Annotated in this window: 24 protein-coding genes; 20 read left to right on the forward strand and 4 right to left on the reverse strand. The window is 29.2% G+C overall.

Features of this window, described 5'->3' with window-relative positions; all coding sequences use genetic code 11:
* The first annotated feature begins 72 nt into the window (after positions 1 to 72).
* From L0U72_RS02030 to recQ, 9 genes are all read left to right on the forward strand, one after another.
* Complete coding sequence (locus L0U72_RS02030) at positions 73 to 1473, forward strand: anthranilate synthase component I family protein (RefSeq protein WP_233898275.1); 1401 nt, start codon at positions 73 to 75, stop codon at positions 1471 to 1473.
* Between the two features lie 339 nt (positions 1474 to 1812).
* Positions 1813 to 2391 carry an anthranilate synthase component II gene (locus L0U72_RS02035; RefSeq protein WP_233883997.1) on the forward strand — a complete coding sequence of 193 codons (579 nt, stop codon included), beginning with the start codon at positions 1813 to 1815 and terminating at the stop codon, positions 2389 to 2391.
* Positions 2392 to 2406: 15 nt separating this feature from the next.
* The gene (gene trpD / locus L0U72_RS02040; RefSeq protein WP_233898276.1) at positions 2407 to 3393 is read left to right on the forward strand and encodes an anthranilate phosphoribosyltransferase; all 987 of its coding nucleotides are present in this window, start codon (positions 2407 to 2409) and stop codon (positions 3391 to 3393) included.
* 71 nt (positions 3394 to 3464) lie between these two features.
* Positions 3465 to 4253: an indole-3-glycerol phosphate synthase TrpC gene (gene trpC / locus L0U72_RS02045; protein WP_233898277.1), complete on the forward strand. Its 789-nt coding sequence runs from the start codon at positions 3465 to 3467 to the stop codon at positions 4251 to 4253.
* Positions 4254 to 4255: 2 nt separating this feature from the next.
* Positions 4256 to 4915 (forward strand): phosphoribosylanthranilate isomerase, encoded by a 660-nt coding sequence (locus L0U72_RS02050; RefSeq protein WP_233898278.1) that lies wholly within the window; start codon positions 4256 to 4258, stop codon positions 4913 to 4915.
* Positions 4916 to 5611, forward strand: coding sequence for a hypothetical protein (locus tag L0U72_RS02055; RefSeq protein WP_233898279.1), 696 nt, complete (start codon positions 4916 to 4918; stop codon positions 5609 to 5611).
* Between the two features lie 10 nt (positions 5612 to 5621).
* On the forward strand, positions 5622 to 6800 hold the full coding sequence (gene trpB, locus L0U72_RS02060) for a tryptophan synthase subunit beta (RefSeq protein WP_233898280.1): 1179 nt from the start codon (positions 5622 to 5624) through the stop codon (positions 6798 to 6800).
* 4 nt (positions 6801 to 6804) lie between these two features.
* On the forward strand, positions 6805 to 7572 hold the full coding sequence (gene trpA, locus L0U72_RS02065) for a tryptophan synthase subunit alpha (protein WP_233898281.1): 768 nt from the start codon (positions 6805 to 6807) through the stop codon (positions 7570 to 7572).
* Between the two features lie 213 nt (positions 7573 to 7785).
* Positions 7786 to 9900, forward strand: a complete 2115-nt coding sequence (gene recQ, locus L0U72_RS02070; protein ID WP_233898282.1) for a DNA helicase RecQ — start codon at positions 7786 to 7788, stop codon at positions 9898 to 9900.
* On the opposite strand, the gene L0U72_RS02075 is transcribed toward recQ, so the two are convergent.
* From L0U72_RS02075 to L0U72_RS02085, 3 genes are all read right to left on the reverse strand, one after another.
* Positions 9901 to 10863 (reverse strand): WYL domain-containing protein, encoded by a 963-nt coding sequence (locus tag L0U72_RS02075; RefSeq protein ID WP_101917890.1) that lies wholly within the window; start codon positions 10861 to 10863, stop codon positions 9901 to 9903.
* Between the two features lie 473 nt (positions 10864 to 11336).
* The gene (locus L0U72_RS02080) at positions 11337 to 11759 is read right to left on the reverse strand and encodes a hypothetical protein (protein WP_101917889.1); all 423 of its coding nucleotides are present in this window, start codon (positions 11757 to 11759) and stop codon (positions 11337 to 11339) included.
* Positions 11760 to 11904: 145 nt separating this feature from the next.
* Entirely contained in the window at positions 11905 to 12228 is a 324-nt protein-coding gene (locus L0U72_RS02085) for a hypothetical protein (protein WP_101917888.1), read from the reverse strand.
* A 174-nt stretch (positions 12229 to 12402) separates the two neighbouring features.
* On the opposite strand from L0U72_RS02085, the gene L0U72_RS02090 reads away from it, so the two are divergent.
* The 3 genes from L0U72_RS02090 (at position 12403) to L0U72_RS02100 (ending at position 14015) form a co-directional block, all read left to right on the forward strand.
* Complete coding sequence (locus L0U72_RS02090) at positions 12403 to 12966, forward strand: DUF4136 domain-containing protein (RefSeq protein WP_233898283.1); 564 nt, start codon at positions 12403 to 12405, stop codon at positions 12964 to 12966.
* Between the two features lie 118 nt (positions 12967 to 13084).
* Positions 13085 to 13249, forward strand: a complete 165-nt coding sequence (locus L0U72_RS02095; RefSeq protein WP_159459596.1) for a DUF5522 domain-containing protein — start codon at positions 13085 to 13087, stop codon at positions 13247 to 13249.
* A gap of 46 nt (positions 13250 to 13295) precedes the next feature.
* Positions 13296 to 14015, forward strand: coding sequence for a DUF4197 domain-containing protein (locus L0U72_RS02100; protein ID WP_101917886.1), 720 nt, complete (start codon positions 13296 to 13298; stop codon positions 14013 to 14015).
* A gap of 118 nt (positions 14016 to 14133) precedes the next feature.
* Here L0U72_RS02100 and pyrF read toward each other — a convergent pair whose 3' ends face one another.
* Positions 14134 to 14988, reverse strand: a complete 855-nt coding sequence (gene pyrF / locus L0U72_RS02105) for an orotidine-5'-phosphate decarboxylase (RefSeq protein ID WP_101917885.1) — start codon at positions 14986 to 14988, stop codon at positions 14134 to 14136.
* A gap of 96 nt (positions 14989 to 15084) precedes the next feature.
* Here pyrF and L0U72_RS02110 point away from each other — a divergent pair, with 96 nt between their 5' ends.
* The 8 genes from L0U72_RS02110 to L0U72_RS02145 all read left to right on the forward strand — a co-directional run bounded on the left by L0U72_RS02110 (position 15085) and on the right by L0U72_RS02145 (position 20060).
* Positions 15085 to 16161, forward strand: a complete 1077-nt coding sequence (locus L0U72_RS02110; RefSeq protein ID WP_233898284.1) for an ABC transporter permease — start codon at positions 15085 to 15087, stop codon at positions 16159 to 16161.
* A gap of 1 nt (position 16162) precedes the next feature.
* Positions 16163 to 16642, forward strand: coding sequence for a TlpA family protein disulfide reductase (locus L0U72_RS02115; RefSeq protein ID WP_233898285.1), 480 nt, complete (start codon positions 16163 to 16165; stop codon positions 16640 to 16642).
* A 34-nt stretch (positions 16643 to 16676) separates the two neighbouring features.
* On the forward strand, positions 16677 to 17216 hold the full coding sequence (locus tag L0U72_RS02120; protein ID WP_233898286.1) for a TlpA family protein disulfide reductase: 540 nt from the start codon (positions 16677 to 16679) through the stop codon (positions 17214 to 17216).
* A 47-nt stretch (positions 17217 to 17263) separates the two neighbouring features.
* Positions 17264 to 17755 carry a TlpA family protein disulfide reductase gene (locus tag L0U72_RS02125; protein ID WP_101917881.1) on the forward strand — a complete coding sequence of 164 codons (492 nt, stop codon included), beginning with the start codon at positions 17264 to 17266 and terminating at the stop codon, positions 17753 to 17755.
* Positions 17756 to 17839: 84 nt separating this feature from the next.
* Positions 17840 to 18598: a triose-phosphate isomerase gene (tpiA, locus tag L0U72_RS02130; protein WP_233898287.1), complete on the forward strand. Its 759-nt coding sequence runs from the start codon at positions 17840 to 17842 to the stop codon at positions 18596 to 18598.
* 51 nt (positions 18599 to 18649) lie between these two features.
* On the forward strand, positions 18650 to 19489 hold the full coding sequence (gene prmA / locus L0U72_RS02135; RefSeq protein WP_101917879.1) for a 50S ribosomal protein L11 methyltransferase: 840 nt from the start codon (positions 18650 to 18652) through the stop codon (positions 19487 to 19489).
* Between the two features lie 21 nt (positions 19490 to 19510).
* Positions 19511 to 19786: an ATP-dependent Clp protease adaptor ClpS gene (locus tag L0U72_RS02140; RefSeq protein ID WP_101917878.1), complete on the forward strand. Its 276-nt coding sequence runs from the start codon at positions 19511 to 19513 to the stop codon at positions 19784 to 19786.
* A gap of 1 nt (position 19787) precedes the next feature.
* On the forward strand, positions 19788 to 20060 hold the full coding sequence (locus tag L0U72_RS02145) for a hypothetical protein (protein ID WP_101917877.1): 273 nt from the start codon (positions 19788 to 19790) through the stop codon (positions 20058 to 20060).
* The last annotated feature ends 426 nt before the right edge of the window (positions 20061 to 20486 follow it).

A 20486-nucleotide genomic window follows, 5' to 3' on the forward strand; every position in this document is an offset into this window, starting at 1 on the left:
TATATGTTATATTATATAAAGAAAAGGCTTATCTCACGATAAGCCTTTTTTGTTTTTAATAATAAAATTAAAATGAATAAAACGACATTCAAAACAATCAGTAAAAAACGAATTTCAGATACAATTACTCCAGTAGGTTTGTATTTACGATTTAGAGATAAATATGCAAATACTTTATTGTTAGAAAGTTCCGATTATCATAGTAAAGAAGAAAGTTTTTCTTTTATTGCTATCGAACCTGTGCTAACGATGAAAGTAGAAAATCATGATTTTATTGTTTCTAGACAAGGAAATGTTATCGAAAAAAATGCGATTGATAAAAAGGATACTAATTTTTATAACTTGTTTGATAAATTTTCAAAATCAATCAATTTAGATTGTGATTCTGCTTTAAAATCGTTCAACGGATTATACGGATATTCAACGTATGATAGCGTTCAATATTTTGAAAATATCGTATTAAATGTAAAAGATGCGCCGTCAAAAATTCCTTTAATGCAGTATAGTTTTTACAGATTTATTATCGCTATCAATCATTTTAATGATGAAATGACGATTATTGAAAACGTAGAAGCAGGAACTGAATCAAGAATTTCAGAAGTAGAAACCATCATTGAAGCACAAGCTTTCAATACTCAAAAATTTGAAATCGATGGACAAGAAACTTCAAACTGTACCAATGAAGATTTTAAAGAATATGTTGTAAAAGCAAAAGCTCATTGTAAAAGAGGCGATGTTTTTCAATTGGTTTTATCACGCCAATTTCAACAAAAATTTAAAGGAGATGAATTTAATGTGTATCGTGCATTACGTTCGATAAATCCATCGCCATATTTATTTTATTTCGATTATGGTTCGTTTAAATTAATGGGATCTTCACCAGAAGCTCAAATTAAAATTAGCGAAGGAAAAGCCATTATCAATCCAATTGCAGGAACTTTCCGAAGAACTGGCGATATGGCGCAAGATATTAAGCTTGGAAAAAAATTATCCGAAGATAAAAAAGAAACAGCCGAACACGTAATGCTAGTTGATTTAGCACGAAATGATTTAAGCAAACACGCCAATAATGTAAAAGTTGAGGTATTTAAAGAAGTGCAATATTTCAGCCATGTAATTCACTTGGTTTCTACTGTAAAAGGCGAAATTAAAGGCAATCCGATTGAAATAGTTGGCGACACTTTCCCGGCAGGAACTTTAAGTGGTGCTCCAAAATACAAGGCGATGCAGTTAATCGATACCTATGAAAACCAATCTCGTGGTTTTTATGGAGGCGCAGTCGGAATTATCGGCTTAGACGGTTCTGTAAATTTAGCGATTGCCATTCGCTCATTTGTTAGTAAAAATAATAGGTTGTATTATCAGGCAGGCGCAGGAATTGTAATTCATTCGGATCAAGAAAAAGAATTGCAAGAGGTAAATAATAAATTAGCAGCCTTGAAAAAAGCCTTGATTTTAGCAGAAAATATTTAGGGCGTTCGAGCGGGCTTTCCACTATATCTTTTTATTTTGAAAAAAAATAAAAAGGATGCCGTTGCAATCCCTAACGCAAAAAAAAATCAGCCAGAAATCAAGAAAATAAATATTTAAAAAGATTAATAGTTTGTTTAAAAATTAAATAAAGACTAGATTCTCGTCATGCTGAATTTATTTCAGCATCGCATCAACAGAAGAACTACGGCAAATCAGGATACGAACCTGAAATAAATTCAGGTTGACGGATGCGATTCCTTATTTTTCTGTGATATTTTTTTTCAGATGAAATTTAAACAGGCTCTAAAAATTATTTAATCATTCAATTTTTAAAAGAAGATGAAAATATTAATACTAGATAATTACGATTCATTTACCTATAATTTGGTGCACATGGTCGAAGATATTACGGGAAATTTGCCCGATGTATTTAGAAATGACGAAATTTCAATAGCAGAAATTGACCGTTATGATGTGATTTTTTTATCGCCAGGACCAGGAATTCCTGACGAAGCAGGAATTTTAAAAGAAGTTATCAGAAATTACGCAGGGAAAAAACCCATTTTTGGCGTTTGCTTAGGATTACAAGCAATTACTGAAGTTTTTGGTGGAGCAATCGAAAACATGGGCGAAGTATTTCACGGAGTTGCTACGGAAATGGAAATCATCAAAAAAGATGCGGTTATTTTTAAAGATATTCCACAGAAATTTAAAGCAGCTAGATACCATTCTTGGACAGCATCGCACAAAAATTTTCCATCAGAATTAATGATTACGGCAAAAGATGAGCAAGGAGGAATTCAAGCAATTCAGCATAAAGAATTTAATTTATCCGCAGTGCAATTTCACCCAGAATCAATATTAACAGATGTCGGGGAGCAACTTGTTAGAAATTTTTTAAACAACATTAAAAAATAAAAATCTTTTAAAATCATGAAAGAAATTTTAAATAATTTATATCAACATAAAAGATTAACAAAACTTGAAGCAAAACAGGTTTTAATCGATATTGCTTCAGGAAAATTTAACGAAGCACATTTAGCATCATTTATGACTGTTTTTATGATGCGTCCAATTTCTACTGATGAGCTTGCAGGTTTTAGAAATGCTTTAATAGAATTGGCTATAAAAGTTGATTTTTCAGAATATAATACCATTGATATTGTAGGAACTGGAGGTGATGGAAAAGATACTTTTAATATTTCAACATTAACTTCATTTATTGTTGCAGGAACAGGACAAAAAGTAGCAAAACATGGAAATTATTCCGTATCTTCTCAATCAGGCTCTTCTGATATGTTAGAAAGTTTTGGCTATAAATTTACCAATGATGAAGCGGTTTTAAAATCGCATTTAGAAAAAGCAAATATCTGTTTTTTACACGCGCCGAAATTTCATCCAGCAATGAAAGCGGTAAGTGCAACAAGAAAAGAATTAGCGTTAAAAACGTTTTTCAATATTTTAGGACCTTTAGTAAACCCAAGTTCGCCAAAAAATCAATTATTAGGAACGTTTAATTTAGAAGTTGCTCGTCTGTATAATTATATTTTACAAGAAGAAAATACAAATTACGGAATTGTACATTCGCTTGATGGCTATGATGAAATTTCATTAACAAGCGGTTTTAAATTGTTCACTAAAAATGGCGAACAATTAATAAACCCTGAAGATTTAGGGCAAAAAAGATTGCAACAATCCGATGTTTTTGGAGGTAAATCGGTTGCTGATGCGGCTAAAATATTCAAAAATATTATTGAAGGAAACGGTACGGAAGCACAAAATAGTGTTGTGTTAACAAATGCTGCATTTGCTTTAAAAATTGTTGATGATAAAAAGAGTTTTGAACAAGCATATCAAGAAGCAAAAGATTCTTTATTAGGATTAAAAGCAAAAGAATGTTTAGCTAAATTAATAGCATAAAGTTAAAAAGTTAATTATAATGAGTTTCTAAATAATTTTTAAAGCTCATAAAAATTACAAAAGCATAAAAAATGACAATATTAGATAAAATAATAGCCTTTAAGAAAACAGAAGTTGCTAAAATTAAAGCAGAAATTCCTGTTAGTAAATTAGTGGAAAGTCCAAATTTTAAAAATGCCCCTTTTTCATTAAAAAAGTCATTATTAACAGTAGGTTCAACAGGAATTATTGCAGAGTATAAACGTAAATCTCCATCAAAAGGAATTATCAATGATACTTCATCAATATTAGAAGTAACAGAAGGTTATTTAAATGCCAACGTAGCAGCGCAATCTATTTTAACGGATACGAACTTTTTTGGTGGAACAATGGCAGATTTGTTAGAAGCTAGAACTGTAAATCAGCAAATACCAATTTTAAGAAAAGATTTTATTGTTGATGGTTTTCAAATTGTTGAAGCTAAAGCAATAGGAGCAGACGTTATTTTATTAATAGCTGCTTGTTTAACAAAACAAGAACTTAAAAATTACGGACAATTAGCCAACGATTTAGGTTTAGAGGTTTTATACGAAATACACACACAAGAAGATTTAGATAAAATTAGTGATTTGGATAATAAAATTATCGGAATTAATAATAGAAATTTAAAAACTTTTGAAGTTGATTTAGAACATTCTATCAACTTGGCAGGTCAAATTCCTGATACGGCAATTAAGGTTTCAGAAAGTGGAATTTCAGACCCAAGAATTATTACAGGATTAAAAGAACACGGTTTCCAAGGGTTTTTAATAGGAGAGAATTTTATGAAAACAAAAAATCCTGGAGAAGCTTGTAAAGATTTTATCGCTCAAATAAGATAAATATGAAATTGAAAGTTTGTGGGATGAAATATGTAGAAAATATCCAACAAGTTGCCCAATTGCAACCTGATTATTTAGGATTTATTTTCTATGAAAAATCAAAAAGAAATTTTGAAGGAATTATTCCCGATTTACCTAAGGAGATAAAAAAAGTAGGTGTTTTTGTGAATGAAATTCCAGAAATTGTAGTTTCATTAACTGAAGAATATGGTTTAAATACGTTGCAATTACATGGCGATGAATCATCAGAATATGTACAGCGTTTAAGAACTATTTTTGAAGAAAGTATTGCTGAAAAAAAGCAACATCTTAAATATAAAGTTCCAGAATTAATAAAAGTATTTGGAATTAAAGACAGTTTCGATTTTGAAGTTTTAAAACCCTACGAATCATTGGTTGATTTCTTTTTGTTCGATACTAAAGGAAAAGAACGAGGAGGAAATGGAATTACTTTTGATTGGTCTGTTCTTCAAAAATATAATTTAACAAAACCATTTTTTTTAAGTGGAGGAATTGGGTTAGAAGAAGCATCAGAAATCAATAAATTAAAAGCATTGAATTTACCTATTTATGCGGTAGATGTAAATAGTAAATTTGAAGCATCAGCAGGTTTAAAATCAGTAAAAAAATTAGAAAAGTTTAAAAAAAGTTTTATTATATAGATGGAAACATGCTTAGAAGCTTTAAATGGATTTACCAATGTTGAAATATATTGTGATATTATAAAAGAATCTTTAAGGTTAATTAATTATAAAATTTATCCTACAGAGGAAGAGCATCGTTTGGCTTTAATAAAAAAAATGAAATTAGAAAAGTCATATGATATTGAACTTTTTATATCTTGTATTGATTTAATAGAAGATGCACAATATGCGATAAATGAAGTTAATGAATATGGATTGAGTTTAGGTAAAATACCAAGAAGAAATGAAATGTATTTACGTTTATATGGAGTTTTAAACGCAGCGTACATTCAAATATTAGCAATAAAAGATTTATTGAATTTGTTGAATTTGTTGAATTTTTCTGAATTTACAGAAATACATAATCATTTAAAGAAAGTTAGATTAATAGAATTAAGAAATAAAATAGCTTCTCATTCTACAAATTATGATGACGGAACAAATGAGAGGTGTTTTTTTAGATTAGTACAGGCTAGTTTAAGTAAATCAGGAAAAAATATACAAATAGAAGGTCGGAACGAGAGTGAAGATTTTAATTTATTAGATTGTCTAGCATCATTCACAAATGAAGTAGAGTTTTTTCTAGATAAAATTGTAGTTAAACAATTGGAAAAAACATATAAAAAAGAAGCTATAGATGATTTAACTTTGAAATATAATTATATTAAAAAATAGGATTTAAAAAATGAAATTTCAACCAACTAAAGAAGGATATTACGGGCAATTCGGTGGTGCATTTATTCCTGAATTATTACATCCAAACGTACTAGAATTAGAAGATAATTATATTAAAATTATCGAATCTAAAGAGTTTCAAGACGAATACAAAGCATTGTTAAAAGACTATGTTGGACGTCCTACTCCGTTGTATTTGGCAGAAAGATTATCAGAAAAATATGGTGCTACTATTTATTTAAAACGTGAAGATTTAAATCATACAGGAGCACACAAAGTAAACAATACTGTTGGGCAAATTTTAATAGCTAAAAAGCTAGGTAAAACAAAAATTATAGCAGAAACAGGAGCAGGACAACATGGTGTTGCAACAGCTACAGTTTGTGCTTTAATGGGTTTAGAGTGTATTGTTTTTATGGGTGAAAAAGACATTGCAAGGCAAGCGCCTAATGTTGCTCGAATGAAAATGTTAGGAGCTAAAGTTGTGCCTGCATTAAGCGGAAGTAAAACATTAAAAGATGCTACAAACGAAGCAATTCGTTATTGGATTCAGCATCCAGATAGTTATTATTTAATTGGTTCTGTGGTTGGTCCTGCTCCGTATCCTGATATGGTAGCGCGTTTACAAGCTATTATTTCAGAAGAAATGAAATGGCAACTAAAAGAAAAAACAGGAAAAGAAAATCCTGATACAATTATTGCCTGTGTTGGAGGTGGTTCTAATGCTGCGGGTGCTTTTTATCATTATTTAGAAGATGAAGAAGTTGGTTTAGTAGCAGTAGAAGCTGGTGGTTTAGGAGTTGATTCTGGTGAAAGTGCAGCAACATCTCAATTAGGACAAGTTGGTGTAATTCATGGAAGTAAAACTATTTTAATGCAAGATGAATACGGACAAATTACAGAGCCATATTCTATTTCTGCAGGATTAGATTATCCTGGAGTTGGTCCATTACATGCGTTTTTACACGAAACTAAGCGTGCCGAATTTTTGAACGCAACAGATGATGAAGCTTTAGAAGCTGCTTTTGAATTAACCAAATTAGAAGGAATTATTCCTGCTTTAGAAACAGCACATGCATTGGCTGTTTTATCTAAAATGGATTTGAAAAAAGATCAAGTAATTGTTATAAACTTATCAGGAAGAGGTGATAAGGATTTAGAAACGTATATGAAGCATTTAAAAGAGTAAGTAGATGAAATTATTAAAAGAAATATTTCAAGAAAAGAAGAATTTACTTTCTATATTTTTTACAGCAGGTTTTCCAAATTTAAATGATACAACTAAAATTATACACGATTTAAGTGAAAATGGTGTTGATTTTATAGAAGTTGGTTTACCTTATTCTGATCCTTTAGCAGATGGAACTACAATACAAGACAGTAGTCATAGAGCTTTGCAAAATGGAATGAATTTAGATGTTGTTTTTGAGCAATTAAAATCAATTAAAGAGACCAATAAAACGCCATTAGTTTTAATGGGATATTTGAATCAGCTTATTAAATATGGTGAAGATAAATTTTGTCAAGCAGTACAAGATTGCGGTATGAAAACTGTTATTTTTCCTGATTTACCAATGATTGAATATGAAAATCATTATAAAGCGTTGTTCGAAAAATACGGAATTACTAATGTGTTTTTAATTACGCCACACACATCAGAAGAACGTATCCGAAAAATTGATGCACTTACTGATGCTTTTATTTATGTAGTTGCTTCGGCATCTATAACAGGAGCAAAAGGAGAAATATCAACAGAACAAATTGATTACTTTAAGCGAATTGAAGCAATGAATTTAAAAAGTAAATTAGTTGTTGGTTTTGGTATATCTGATAACAAAACATTTACAACTGCTTGTAATTATGCTGATGGTGCAATTATTGGTTCGGCTTTTATTAAAGATTTAGATAAAAATGGCGTAGCAGGAATTTCTAATTTTGTTAGTACTGTTATCAATGCTTAATTTTTATAAAGATGCAATTTGTTTTAATAGTTGTAAATAATATCGTAAAAATGTTTAGCCCCGATTGAAGCAATTGTTTGAGCTCTTTTTTTGATTTTTTTCAAAAAAAAGCGAGTGCGGAAAGCGGGAAATAGCTTCAAAATATTTTAACAAGTATTTAAAAGAAACGTAGAAATTAATTTCTACGTTTTTTTTTATGATTATTTTTGTAAAATGATACAGCTAACAGAACAAGATTTACTAGCAAAATTAAAAACTAATTTTGGATACGACAGTTTTCGGTTACAGCAAAAAGCAATTATTGAAAATGTTTTAGCTAAAAAAGATACCTTAGTAATAATGCCAACAGGAGGAGGGAAATCTATTTGTTTTCAGCTACCTGCATTATTTTTTGATGGAATTACGTTGGTTATTTCTCCGTTAATCGCACTGATGAAAGATCAGGTTGATAGTTTAAAAGCCAATGGAATACCTGCTACTTATTATAATAGTAGTCAATCATCAGAAGAACAAGAAGCTGTTTTTGATGCAGTTATCAACAAAAAAGTGAAGCTTTTATACGTTGCTCCTGAGAGTTTAGCATTGCTTCAAAATTTGTTAAATCAGAATTATATTAGTTGTGTTGCTATTGATGAAGCACATTGTATTTCTTCTTGGGGTCATGATTTCAGACCATCTTACAAACAATTATCTTTTTTAAAAAGAACCTTACCCAATGTGCCAATTATCGCTTTAACTGCAACTGCTGATAAAGCGACTCAGGAAGATATTTTAGCACAATTATCTGTACCAAATGCAACTAAATATGTGAGTTCTTTTAATCGAGAAAATATCAGTTTAGAAGTTCGACCAGCAAATGATAGAGTACAACAGATTATTAAATTTATCAATAAAAAACCTAATGATGCAGGAATTATTTATTGCTTAAGTAGAAAAGCTACTGAACAATTGGCAAGTAAATTAAAGCAAAATAATATCAATGCAAAAGCGTATCATGCGGGTTTAAATTTTGAAGAACGTGCAAAAAATCAAGAAGATTTTATTAAAGATGATGTGCAAATTATTTGTGCAACGGTTGCGTTTGGGATGGGAATCGATAAATCGAATGTGCGTTGGGTAATTCATTATAATATGCCCAAAAATATTGAAGGATATTATCAGGAAATAGGACGTGCAGGAAGAGATGGTTTATCTGCCGAAGCCTTACTATTTCATAGTTATGCAGATGTAATTCAATTGCGTCAATTTATTGAAAATGGAAATAATCAAGAATTAGAAAATGCGAAGTTAGACCGTATGAAACAATTTTCTGAAGCAACCGTTTGCCGACGAAAAATTTTATTGAGTTATTTTGGCGAATTGATTGAAAAAAATTGTGGAAATTGTGATGTTTGTAAAAATCCAGTTCAGTTTTTTGACGGAACTATTATTGCTCAAAAAGCACTTTCAGTAATTTACAGATTGCAAGAAAAAGAAGGAATAGGAACTGTTATTGATGTACTTCGAGGTGCTAAAAATGCGGGAGTTTTAGATAAAAATTATCAAACATTAAAAACCTACGGAATAGGAAATGATATTTCGTGGCAACATTGGCAACATTATATTATTCAGTTGATAAATCAAGGATATTGTCAGATTGCTTTTCATTTAAATAATAGCTTGCAATTAACTGATTTTTCTAAAAAAGTTCTTTTTAATGGTGAAAAAGTTCAATTAACAACACCTGTTGAATTTAAGAAAGAAGTAAAAGTAGCAGGTGTAAAAAAGAAAAAATCAAGAACAAAAACGCCAACTGGTAGTTTATTTGAGGCTTTACGAAAATTACGTACTCGTATTGCAAAAGAAGAAGATATTCCTGCGTATTTGGTTTTTAGTGATGCTACATTACGAGCTTTAGAAAACGAACGTCCGCAAACAGATTCGGCATTTTTAGCCGTTAGTGGTGTAGGAAATCGAAAGTTAGAAGTCTATGGTGGCGAGTTTATGGAAGAAATTAAAAAATTTATCAAACATAAAAAACAAGGTAAAAAAGATACGACTTTAGAAACCTATAAATTATACAAAGAAGGTTTTTCTATTGATGAAATAGCGGAGAAACGAAATTTAAAATCACCAACAATATTTTCTCATTTATCAAAATTATATTTAGAAGGAAAAGATGTAAATCTAAATAAATTTATTAGTGTAGATACCTTAAAATTAATAGCAAATGCTAAAAAAGTTTTAAAAAATGAACCAACACTAAAACCTTATTTTGAGTTTTTAGGAGAAAAAGTTCCGTATGGAGAAATACGTGTCGGATTGACTATTTTACAAAAGAATAAGTAATTAAAGATGATAATTTTTCATTAATCCTGTTACTTCATCTGCAATTTCTTTTCGTAAACTAAGCGGTTCTAAAACTTCAATTCGATGTCCGTATTTTAATATTTTTTGATGCAGTTCAATCGAATTTCCAACAAATAAACTCAAGATAAAAAAATCAGGATTTTCTTCGGTTATTTTTTGATATTTAAAAATAGGGGTTGTTTTTATATATTCTTTCTGACTGTTATTAATTTTCAATTTAATTTGTATCGGTTTGATGGTTTCTTCATTAAAACTAACACCAACGGTATAGCGTAATTTTTCTTCAATACGTTCTAAATTAATAGCGATTTTATTTTTGGTAAGTTCTAAATCTGAAATTCTATCCAAAGAAAAAGTTCGGTATCCTTTTTCGGTTTTACCGATAACATACCATCTATTTTGAAATTCTTTTAATACATAGGGTTCAAAAATATATTTTTTTACAGCGTTATTTCGTTTATAATTTACATGATTAAAAGTTACGGCTACTTTTTTGATAATTGCATCAAAAATAGTACTGAAAATATCTAAATTAAATTCTAGAGCATTGGGTTCAAATAAAATATATTGCATATATTTTTCGGGGATTTGTAAAGCTTTCTCATAGGCAATTGCCATGGATTGATATTTTACAAAATGTGAAAAAAGTTCGTTACATTCCTCAAAAAATAAGGTATAATATCCTTTGGTATTGTCATCAATTTTGAAGCCACTTTCTTTTAAACTTTTAATGTCATTACTTAAAGTACTGGTACTTTTACTGTGTCCTTTTAGTGCGAGATGCTGTAAAATTGCATTACTAGATTTTGTTTCTGTTTTTAGAAAATTGATGATAGTAATTTGCCGTTGTATTTTTTTACTGATGTTATTTTTCATAATTTTTTCTTCTTTTTTATTGTTGATATTTCTTTTATCAATCAAAGATACGCTTTGATTTTCCATAAAAATGGGAAATCTTTTATTTTCCTAATTTCGTGGAAAACGATGAATTTACTTTGTAGTATAAATAAATCAAAAAAAAAGTTACTATGAATGAAGTGCAAGAAGTAAATGAAGTAGAAAATGCTTCTCAAGAAAAAAATAAACAAGAACAACGCCTTATAATGATGCTAAATTATACATCGCTGATGATTGGAATTTAAAAGAAAGAAATACAATTATTAAAAATAACTATTTAAAAATAGAGAATATGAAAATTATAGAAAAATTGCAATTTTGTAAAAATTTATTTTAAGTGGGAAAATTTAGAAAAAGAAAAAAGCATATCATTTATTTTAGATTATCAACGCACCGCTATGATGAGATAACCTAAGACAAATTATCAAAAAAAATCCTTCAATATATTTTGAAGGATTTTTTAGTGTTTTTATCAATGATAAATTATAAAAAATAATGATAAATGGGGGATAACAATATTATTGTCCAGGTTCTTCTAGTAAGTTAAGTGTACTAGAATTCTTGATGTTTACTTTTTCAGAAAAATCACCATGAATAATTAAATTATTTTCATGACGATGTACTAATTTATTCATTTTATTACGGTTTAATAATAAAATCGTTTTAGTTCCAGAATGGTCTTTTTTCTCTAAAATATTTTCGCCGTTAAATTCCACAATCCATTCACTTTCGTGGATATTATTTTCATATTCTAATTCAATTATAGGCATTTTATAAAAGTTGTAATCTTGAATATATCCTAAAGCGATATTTAAACGTAAATTTCCACCTTCAACAGTGTATGAATCTTCTTTTAAACCAGCATCTTTAAGAGAAAATTTGTTAAAAGCAGGCGTATCCATTACAATTTTTAATTCTCCGTCTGTTATATTTAATTTCATAAGTAGTTTTTTTTTATTGTTAATTAATCATATTAATTGATACTGCAAAATTACGCTTACTATTTATGTTTTTAAATGACTTTTATCATTGTTTATCATTATTTATTGCTGTTTTTGTTGTTGATTTTATCATTAATTTGATATATTATAGATAATACATAAAAGCCCAAGATTTACGAGATTCAATATAATATAAATTTTCTTCGTTGATATACGCTTCTCTTTCAAAACTTAAATTTTCATAGGCTAAATAGGCATTTTTGTATTTTATATATTTAAAAATCCATTCGATTGCGTAGAAAAGATAGAAGAAAATAATGAACAATTCTACTTGTTGTTTTAGGTGAATTTTTTCATGATTTATTAACACATCATTTTCTTTTAAATCCTTAGTTTTTAAAAAGATAAAAGGAAATAAGGCAATGCCCGAAAAACCTTTAGGAATAATATATTTTGCTATAAAAATCATATTAAAATGGAAGGGATTTAGCCACAAAAATACTCATTTATATTTTGGATGATGTTTCTTGTTTGCATCGTAACTGTTATTTTTTTGTGTTAATTTTTATTGTTTGTAAATCAGTTATTTGGCATATTTATTGCTATATTTTTTTAACATTTTATCCTTAAAAAATTAATTATTATGAAATCAGCTACTTTATTTTCTTTTTCGATAAAATCATTAACAAAATCATTAATTTTACTGATTGTATTATTTCTGATAACTTCCTGTGTTTCAGTAAATGTAGCAACAGACTACGATACGAAGGTAAATTTCAAAAATTATAAGACATTTGCATTTTATAAAAAAGGCATCGATAAAGCAACGATTTCCGATTTAGATAAAAGACGGATTATGCGTGCTATCGAGCAAGAATTAATGGCAAAGGGAATGACAAAATCCGATTCGCCTGATATTTTAGTAAGTATTTTTACAAAATCAACAGAACGAATTATGGTTACTGATAATTTTTACGGCGGATTTTATTATCCGTATTATTACGGCATCAATCCGATACAAGTTTCTAAATATACACAAGGAACACTTTTTATTGATATATTAGATGCTCAGAAAAAAGAATTAGTTTGGCAAGGTATCGGAACAGGGACTTTAAGCACTCGAAATGTGGAACAAAAACAAGCGAGAATTAAAGAATTTGTCGCTGAAATAATGGCAGTATATCCGCCAGAAATCAGCAAAAAATAAAAAAAATATTTATTATCTTTATTCTAGACCTCACAGGTTTTTAAAACCTGTGAGGTCTAAGTTTATTAAGAAACTAAAATAAATTCTTAATAACGTTTCTTTTTTTGATATTTGCATTATGAGAAATACCATTTTAAAAGCAACTCCCGACGAATATTATCTAAACGAACAAGGATACCGAGTTTTTAAAGAATCGTATCATTTAAGGCGTGGATATTGCTGTAAAAGTGGCTGTAAACATTGTCCGTTCGGATATGATAAAAAAACCGATAGTTTTCAATAATAATATAATTTAACATCAAAACAAACATCAAAATAAACTAGTAAAAATGAAAAAAATTATAGCAATATTTGTGTTTTCCGTAACATTTTTAACAGGATGTGCCGAATTACAAAAAGTAGTCAGTCAATTACCACAAGGAACGGGAGGCGTTTTATCGCAACAGCAAATAGGAAATGGATTGCGTCAAGCGTTGGATAACGGAATTAAACATCAAGTTGCAAAACTAACGGCAACCGATGGTTTTTATAAAAATAATTTGGTGAAAATCGTATTGCCAGAAGAATTAAAAGCCGTTGATAAAGGATTGCGTAAAATCGGATTAAGTAATTTGGCAGATCAAGGTATAAAAGCGATGAACAGAACTGCGGAAGATGCCGTTAAAACTGCCACGCCAATTTTTGTAAAAGCAGTGAAAGAAATTTCTTTTAACGATGCCAAAACTATTTTATTAGGCGATAAAAATTCGGCAACTTCTTACTTAGAGTCAAAAACAAATACAGCTTTATATAGCAAATTTAATCCTGTTATAAAAAACTCATTTTCGAAAGTTGGTGCCGATAAAATTTGGACAAATTTAATCAATAAATATAACAGCATTCCTTTTGTAAAAAGGGTAAATCCTGATTTAACAGATTATGTAACCAAGCAAGCGTTGCAAGGTGTTTTTAAAATGATTGCAGTGGAAGAAAAAGGAATCCGTGAAAAATCGGCATTACGAAATACGGCTTTATTGCGTCAAGTATTTGCGTTGCAAGATAAATACTAAAAAATAGTTATTGAAATTTAAAAAACAACAAAAAACAACAAATAAAAACCTAAATACTTATTTTAATATTTTAAGTATTTAGGTTTTTATGCTTTTTTTGATGCTTATTTTTTGATACTTATTGGTTTAAAATATCTTGCATTTGTTGTTGTAATTCTAGTGCTTTTACTGCGGATTTATCAGCAAAATCTTTTTTATCCGAAGCATAAATAATTCCACGAGAAGAATTAATTAATAAACCGATATTTTTGTTCATTCCGAATTTACAAACATCTTGTAAATTTCCACCTTGCGCTCCAACTCCAGGAACTAATAAAAAGCTATCAGGCACAATTTTTCGAATTTCTTTGAAATATTCCGCTTTTGTTGCTCCGACAACATACATTAAATTTTGAGAATTTTTCCAAGATTTAGACGTTTCTAAAACCTGTTTATATAATTCTTTTGGAGTGTCAATTTTATTATTTTTATCAATTTTATTACTTTCTACCACATTTTTTGTTTGAAAATCAAACGCACCTTGGTTGGATGTTAATGCCAACATAATGGTATGTTTATCTTGAAAAGCTAAAAAAGGTTCTACGGAATCTTTTCCCATATACGGGGCAACGGTTACCGAATCGAAGGCTAAATCTTCCAAAAAAGCTTTGGCATACATGGTAGAAGTATTGCCGATATCGCCACGTTTTGCATCTGCAATGGTAAAAATTTCAGGGTACTTTTTGTTGATGTATTTGATAGTTTTTTCCAAAGATTTCCAACCTTTTATTCCGTAAGCTTCGTAAAAAGCGGTGTTTGGTTTGTAGGCAACGCATAAATGATGTGTCGCATCAATTATGGCTTTATTGAAGGCGAAAATCGGGTCTTTTTTCTGTAATAAATGTTGCGGTATTTTGGTTAAATCGACATCTAAACCGATGCATAAAAACGACTTCTTTTTTTTAATTTGTGCAACTAATTCTTGTGTGGTCATGTGTTGTTCTAAAATTATGGTAAAAGTTAGGCAAAAGTACACTTTTTAAATACTTTTTTTAAGACTTTCTTATATCTTATTCTATCTTTGTATCGTATGTTTCAATATATAATTCATAAAATTTTCTACGGATTTTTAACACTTTTTGGAGTTGTTACGGTTATCTTTTTTTTGTTCAATGTGTTGCCAGGCGACCCTGCTAGAATGATGTTAGATCAACGAGAAGATACCAAACAGCTTGAAAATATCAGAAAGAAATACGGTTTTGATAAGCCGATATCTACGCAATATTTATATTATTTAAATGATGTTTCGCCGTTATCATTTCACAGTGATTTTTCGGGAGATTATACTTTTTTATCCGAAGAAAAATATTCTTTTCAGAAAATAATCCAAATAAATGGAACGAATATTGTATTAAAATATCCGTATTTACGACAATCTTTTCAGAAAAACGGTAAAAATGTATCGGAAGTTATTGCAGAAACGTTGCCAAATACGGCCGTTTTAGCCATTTTTTCCATTGCGATTGCGTTATTTTTAGGAATTATTTTAGGAATTTTATCGGCATTATATAAAGATACTTTTTTTGATAAAATCATAGCGATTATCAGTACTTTAGGAATGAGTATTCCGTCTTTTTTTTCGGCAATTTTAGTGGCTTGGTTCTTCGGATTTGTATTGCATAAATTCACAGGATTAGAAATGACAGGAAGTTTATATGAAGTTGATGATTTTGGCGAAGGAATCCGTATTGAGTGGAAAAATTTGGTGTTACCAGCGATTGTATTAGGCATTCGTCCATTGGCGGTGGTGATTCAATTGATGCGAAATTCGTTATTAGAAACCCTACAACAAGATTATATCCGAACCGCAAGAGCAAAAGGATTAACGGAATATCAAGTACTTAAAAAACACGCCTTAAAAAACTCGTTAAACCCAGTAGTAACGGCAATTTCAGGTTGGTTTGCTTCGATGTTGGCAGGTGCCGTTTTTGTTGAATATATTTTCAATTGGAACGGATTAGGAAAAGAAATCGTAAATTCGTTGAATACACTCGATTTGCCCGTAATAATGGGGAGTGTATTGGTTATCGCTACGTTATTTATTTTGATAAATATCTTAGTAGATGTTATTTATAGTTGGTTAGATCCACGGATTAAATTAAGTTAAAATGAAGTATTTTTTTATTTTTATGCTGTTTTTAGTATTGCAAAGTTGTGCTGTTTTTCAGCCTAAATATTTTTCTTCGGATGCGTTATCAGAAAAACTAGTAACCATACATCGAGATTCGATAACTTTAAGAGAAATCTTTCAAAAAAATAAAAATAAGAGGCAATTTGTACAAATTTTTGCAACCTATTGCCCAATTAGTCAGCAAAGTTTTAAAGACGTCTTGGAATTTCAACAAAAAAATCCAGCGATAAAATATGTGTTTTTATCGGTCGATCATTCTTATTTTGATTGGAAAAGAGGACTTGAAAACATCAAAAAAAACAACAACATAAAAGGAGCGTATTATTATATTCCAAAAAAAGGAAAAGGGAAATTAGCGAAATTTTTAAAACTCAAAACAATTCCGAGATTTATTATGATTGATGAAAAACAGAAAATTACGCTTTTTAAAGCATCAAAAGTTTCAAAAATAAAATAATTTAAACCAATTTTAAGTAAAATAAATAATCAAGATGATAAAATATATACTATTAATTTTTACAGGATTTTTTTTAGGGAATTGTTCTCTTAAAAATCCTACCGAATTTTCAAAAGAAGCCTTAAACGATACTTTTATTTCATTCGGTATAAAGAATCAAAATCAAAATAAAACAGAAAGAGAAAGAGAAATAGAAAGAGAAGAAGTACTTTTTAAAGATATTTTATCACAAAATAAAGGAAAAAAAATAGTGATTGATGTGTGGGCTTCGTGGTGTAAAGATTGCTTAGAGAGTCTGCCTGATGTTAAAAAACTTCAAGCCGAAAATCCAACGGTAGTATTTGTATATTTGTCGCTTGATAAAGATTTAGAATCCTGGGAAACTGCTGTTCATCGCCTAAATCTAAAAGGACAACATTATTTTATGCAATCGGGCTGGGAAGGAAAATTTGCGAAGTTTTTGGGGGTAAATTGGATTCCTCGCTATTTATTAATTGCTGAAAATGGAGCAATAACTGTTTTTAATGAAACAAAAATTACCGATGATTTTATAGGTAAAATATTAAAAAAATAACGTATTTTTAGCCGAAATAGTTAGTGAAAATATTAAAAAAAAAAGTTATGAAAAAAATTATTTACGCATTTATCTTTATTGTATTAGCCTCTTGTGGTGGTGAAAAACCATCACCATTTCCTGAAGAAGTTTTAAATGAAAAATTTTTAACAATTCAAGAGGAAACAATCACTTTTAGAGAAATTTTAGAAAAATATAAAGGTAAAAAAGTAATGTTTGAGGTATGTGCCTCTTGGTGTGCTGAATGTGTTTCTGGAACGCCAAAAATTAAAGAATTAAAAGCCAAAAATCCTGACGTTGTTTTTGTTTTCTTATCAATAGATAAAACAATTCCACATTGGAAAAAAGGAATAGAACGCTTTTTTAATATAGAAGGAGATCATTATTTTATGTCTAATGCATTAAAAGGAGGATATGCTAAAGGATTAGGAATTAAAGATATACCAGGTTATATGGTCGTTAATGAGCTTGGAATTATTTCGTTATCAAATGTAACAGAACCGTTTGATCCAAGGTTAGAAGCAGCTTTAAAAGAATAATAAAAAGGATAAAATATTAATCATAAAAACACTAATAGTAAAACACTAATTAGTAACGTTTAAATTATAAATTAGAACATAATTTTGAGAAAAAAGATAGTTGCAGGTAACTGGAAAATGAATAATAATCTTGACCAAACTAAAACGTTAATCAAGGAACTTAAAAAGCAGGCAGACAAGCAAATAAGTGATACTACCAGAGTAATTATAGCACCGAGTTTTGTGAATTTAAATACGGCTGTTAAAAAAACAAAAAAATCAAATATTGAAGTAGCTGCACAAAATATGCATCAAGCTGATAATGGTGCTTTTACAGGCGAAATTTCTGCTGATATGCTGACTGATTTAGGTTTGAAGTTAGTGATTTTAGGACATTCTGAAAGAAGAGAATATTTTGGCGAAACCGATGCAATTCTTGCTCAAAAAGTAACAACAGCTCTTCAAAATAACTTAGAAGTTATCTTTTGTTTTGGCGAAGTTTTAGAAGATAGAAAACAAAAAAATCATTTTGAAGTTGTTGAAAATCAATTGAAAAATGGCTTATTTCATCTAAAAAAAGAAGATTTTAAAAATATTATCTTAGCCTACGAACCTGTTTGGGCAATCGGAACGGGAGAAACAGCATCGGCTGGACAAGCACAAGAAATCCACAGTTTTGTAAGGAAAACAATCGCTAAAAAATACGGAAATGAAATAGTAGAAAATATTTCAATATTGTATGGCGGAAGCGTAAAACCCGAAAATGCCAAAGAAATTTTTTCAAAACAAGATGTCGATGGCGGATTAATTGGAGGTGCAGCTTTAAATGCTAAAGATTTTTTAGCAATTGTTAACGCAATTTAAGTCAGAGAAATCAACAGAAATCAACAAAAAAATCAAGAGAAGTTAAAAAAAATGGATAATATTTATATAGAATATATTTTTGAAATAAGCCCAAAAGAACCCGCAACAGAAATTTTAATCGCTGAATTAGGTGACGTTGGTTTTGAAAGTTTTGTCGAAAATGAAAATGGCGTTACCGCATATATTCAAAAAAATGACTGGAAAGAAACTATATTAGATGCTATTTTTATTTTAAAATCTGCTGATTTTACCATCAATTTTGAACAAAAAGAAATTGAACAAACCAATTGGAATGCCGAATGGGAAAAGAATTTTAATCAAATTCAAGTAGATGATTTAGTAAGTATCCGAGCGCCATTTCATGAAAATCCTCAATTAAAATACGATATTGTTATCGAACCGAAAATGAGTTTCGGTACAGGACATCACGAAACAACACACATGATGGTACAACATTTAATCAATCTAGATGTTGCGGATAAAAAAGTGCTCGATATGGGATGCGGAACAGGAATTTTAGCAATTTTTGCTGAAATGAAAGGTGCAAATCCTATTGATGCTATTGACATCGATGCTTGGTGTTACGAAAATTCCGTAGAAAATGTAACAAGAAATGGTTGTAAAAATATTTCAGTTTTTGAAGGTGATTCATCACTTTTAACCGATAAAAAATATGATGTTATTATCGCGAATATCAATCGTAATATTTTATTAAACGATATGAAAACCTATACAAATTGCCTAAATAAAACAGGCGTTCTATTGTTAAGCGGTTTTTATAGTGAAGATATTCCAATTATAGATGCCGAAGTTTCAAAATACGGTTTAACATTAAATAAAACAATAAAAAGAAATAATTGGGTAGCTTTGCAGTATCAAAAAAAAGCATAAAATAGTACTAAATATCCACAAATGAGCACAATAGAAAAAATACAAGAAGAGCTAGATGTTTTAATTCAAGAAACAAAAAAGCATGAAATTATTTTACATAATGATGATGTAAATTCGTTCGATTTTGTAATTGATAGTTTGGTCGATGTTTGTGAACACACATTGGAACAAGCAGAACAATGTTCTATTTTGGTTCATCATAAAGGAAAATGTGCCGTGAAAACAGGCGAATATAAAGACTTAGAACCAAGATGTAGTAAATTACTAGAATTAGGATTATCTGCAGAAATAATTTAATATGGAAAATATTTTTAGGTATTACGAATTTTCTGATTTTTTTAAGGATGAATCAGCAAGTTTTTTAGGAAATGAAATTTGTTATGCCATTTTAAATGAAGAACATTTTTTAATTTTTGAAAAAGATAAAGAAACCTATAATTTATATGTTTCTAAATATAAAGAAGTATCAGAAATTGGTGTTAAGCCTCCAGAAATACTAGAGGTTTTAGTGAAAAATTATGATAAATCAATTCCTGAACATCGGGTATTTTTAAGAAAATACTTATATTAAAAACTCAAAAAAAAACTTTTTTGAGTTTTTTTTTGTTTTTATGTGACCTTTAATTAATAAATGTGTCATAAGTGTGTAGAATCTATTAAATATCAGTAAAATATAATAGCCTTAAATTGAAGTCCCCTTTTTAAACTTCTCTTTGTTGAAGCGTTTTTACAGTATCCTTTTTTAGGATAATTCAATAAAAGAGAAGTTTTAGAGAAGTTTAAAAAAAATTAAGAGTTTAAAGATAGTAGTAGTTAGTTTTTATACTAAGTTTGGTTAGACGAAAAGGCCTTAAGCGAAAGCTTAGGGTCTTTTTTATAGCAGTTGTTTTTATGTTGATTATTTTATCCTAATTTCTTGTGATTTTTTTAAAGTAGCATATATTTATTGGTTTTAAAACTTCAAAAAAGATTAAAAACAATACGAAATATGATAAAA

Source organism: Tenacibaculum piscium, assembly GCF_021390755.1.
In the GTDB taxonomy this organism is placed as follows: domain Bacteria; phylum Bacteroidota; class Bacteroidia; order Flavobacteriales; family Flavobacteriaceae; genus Polaribacter; species Polaribacter piscius.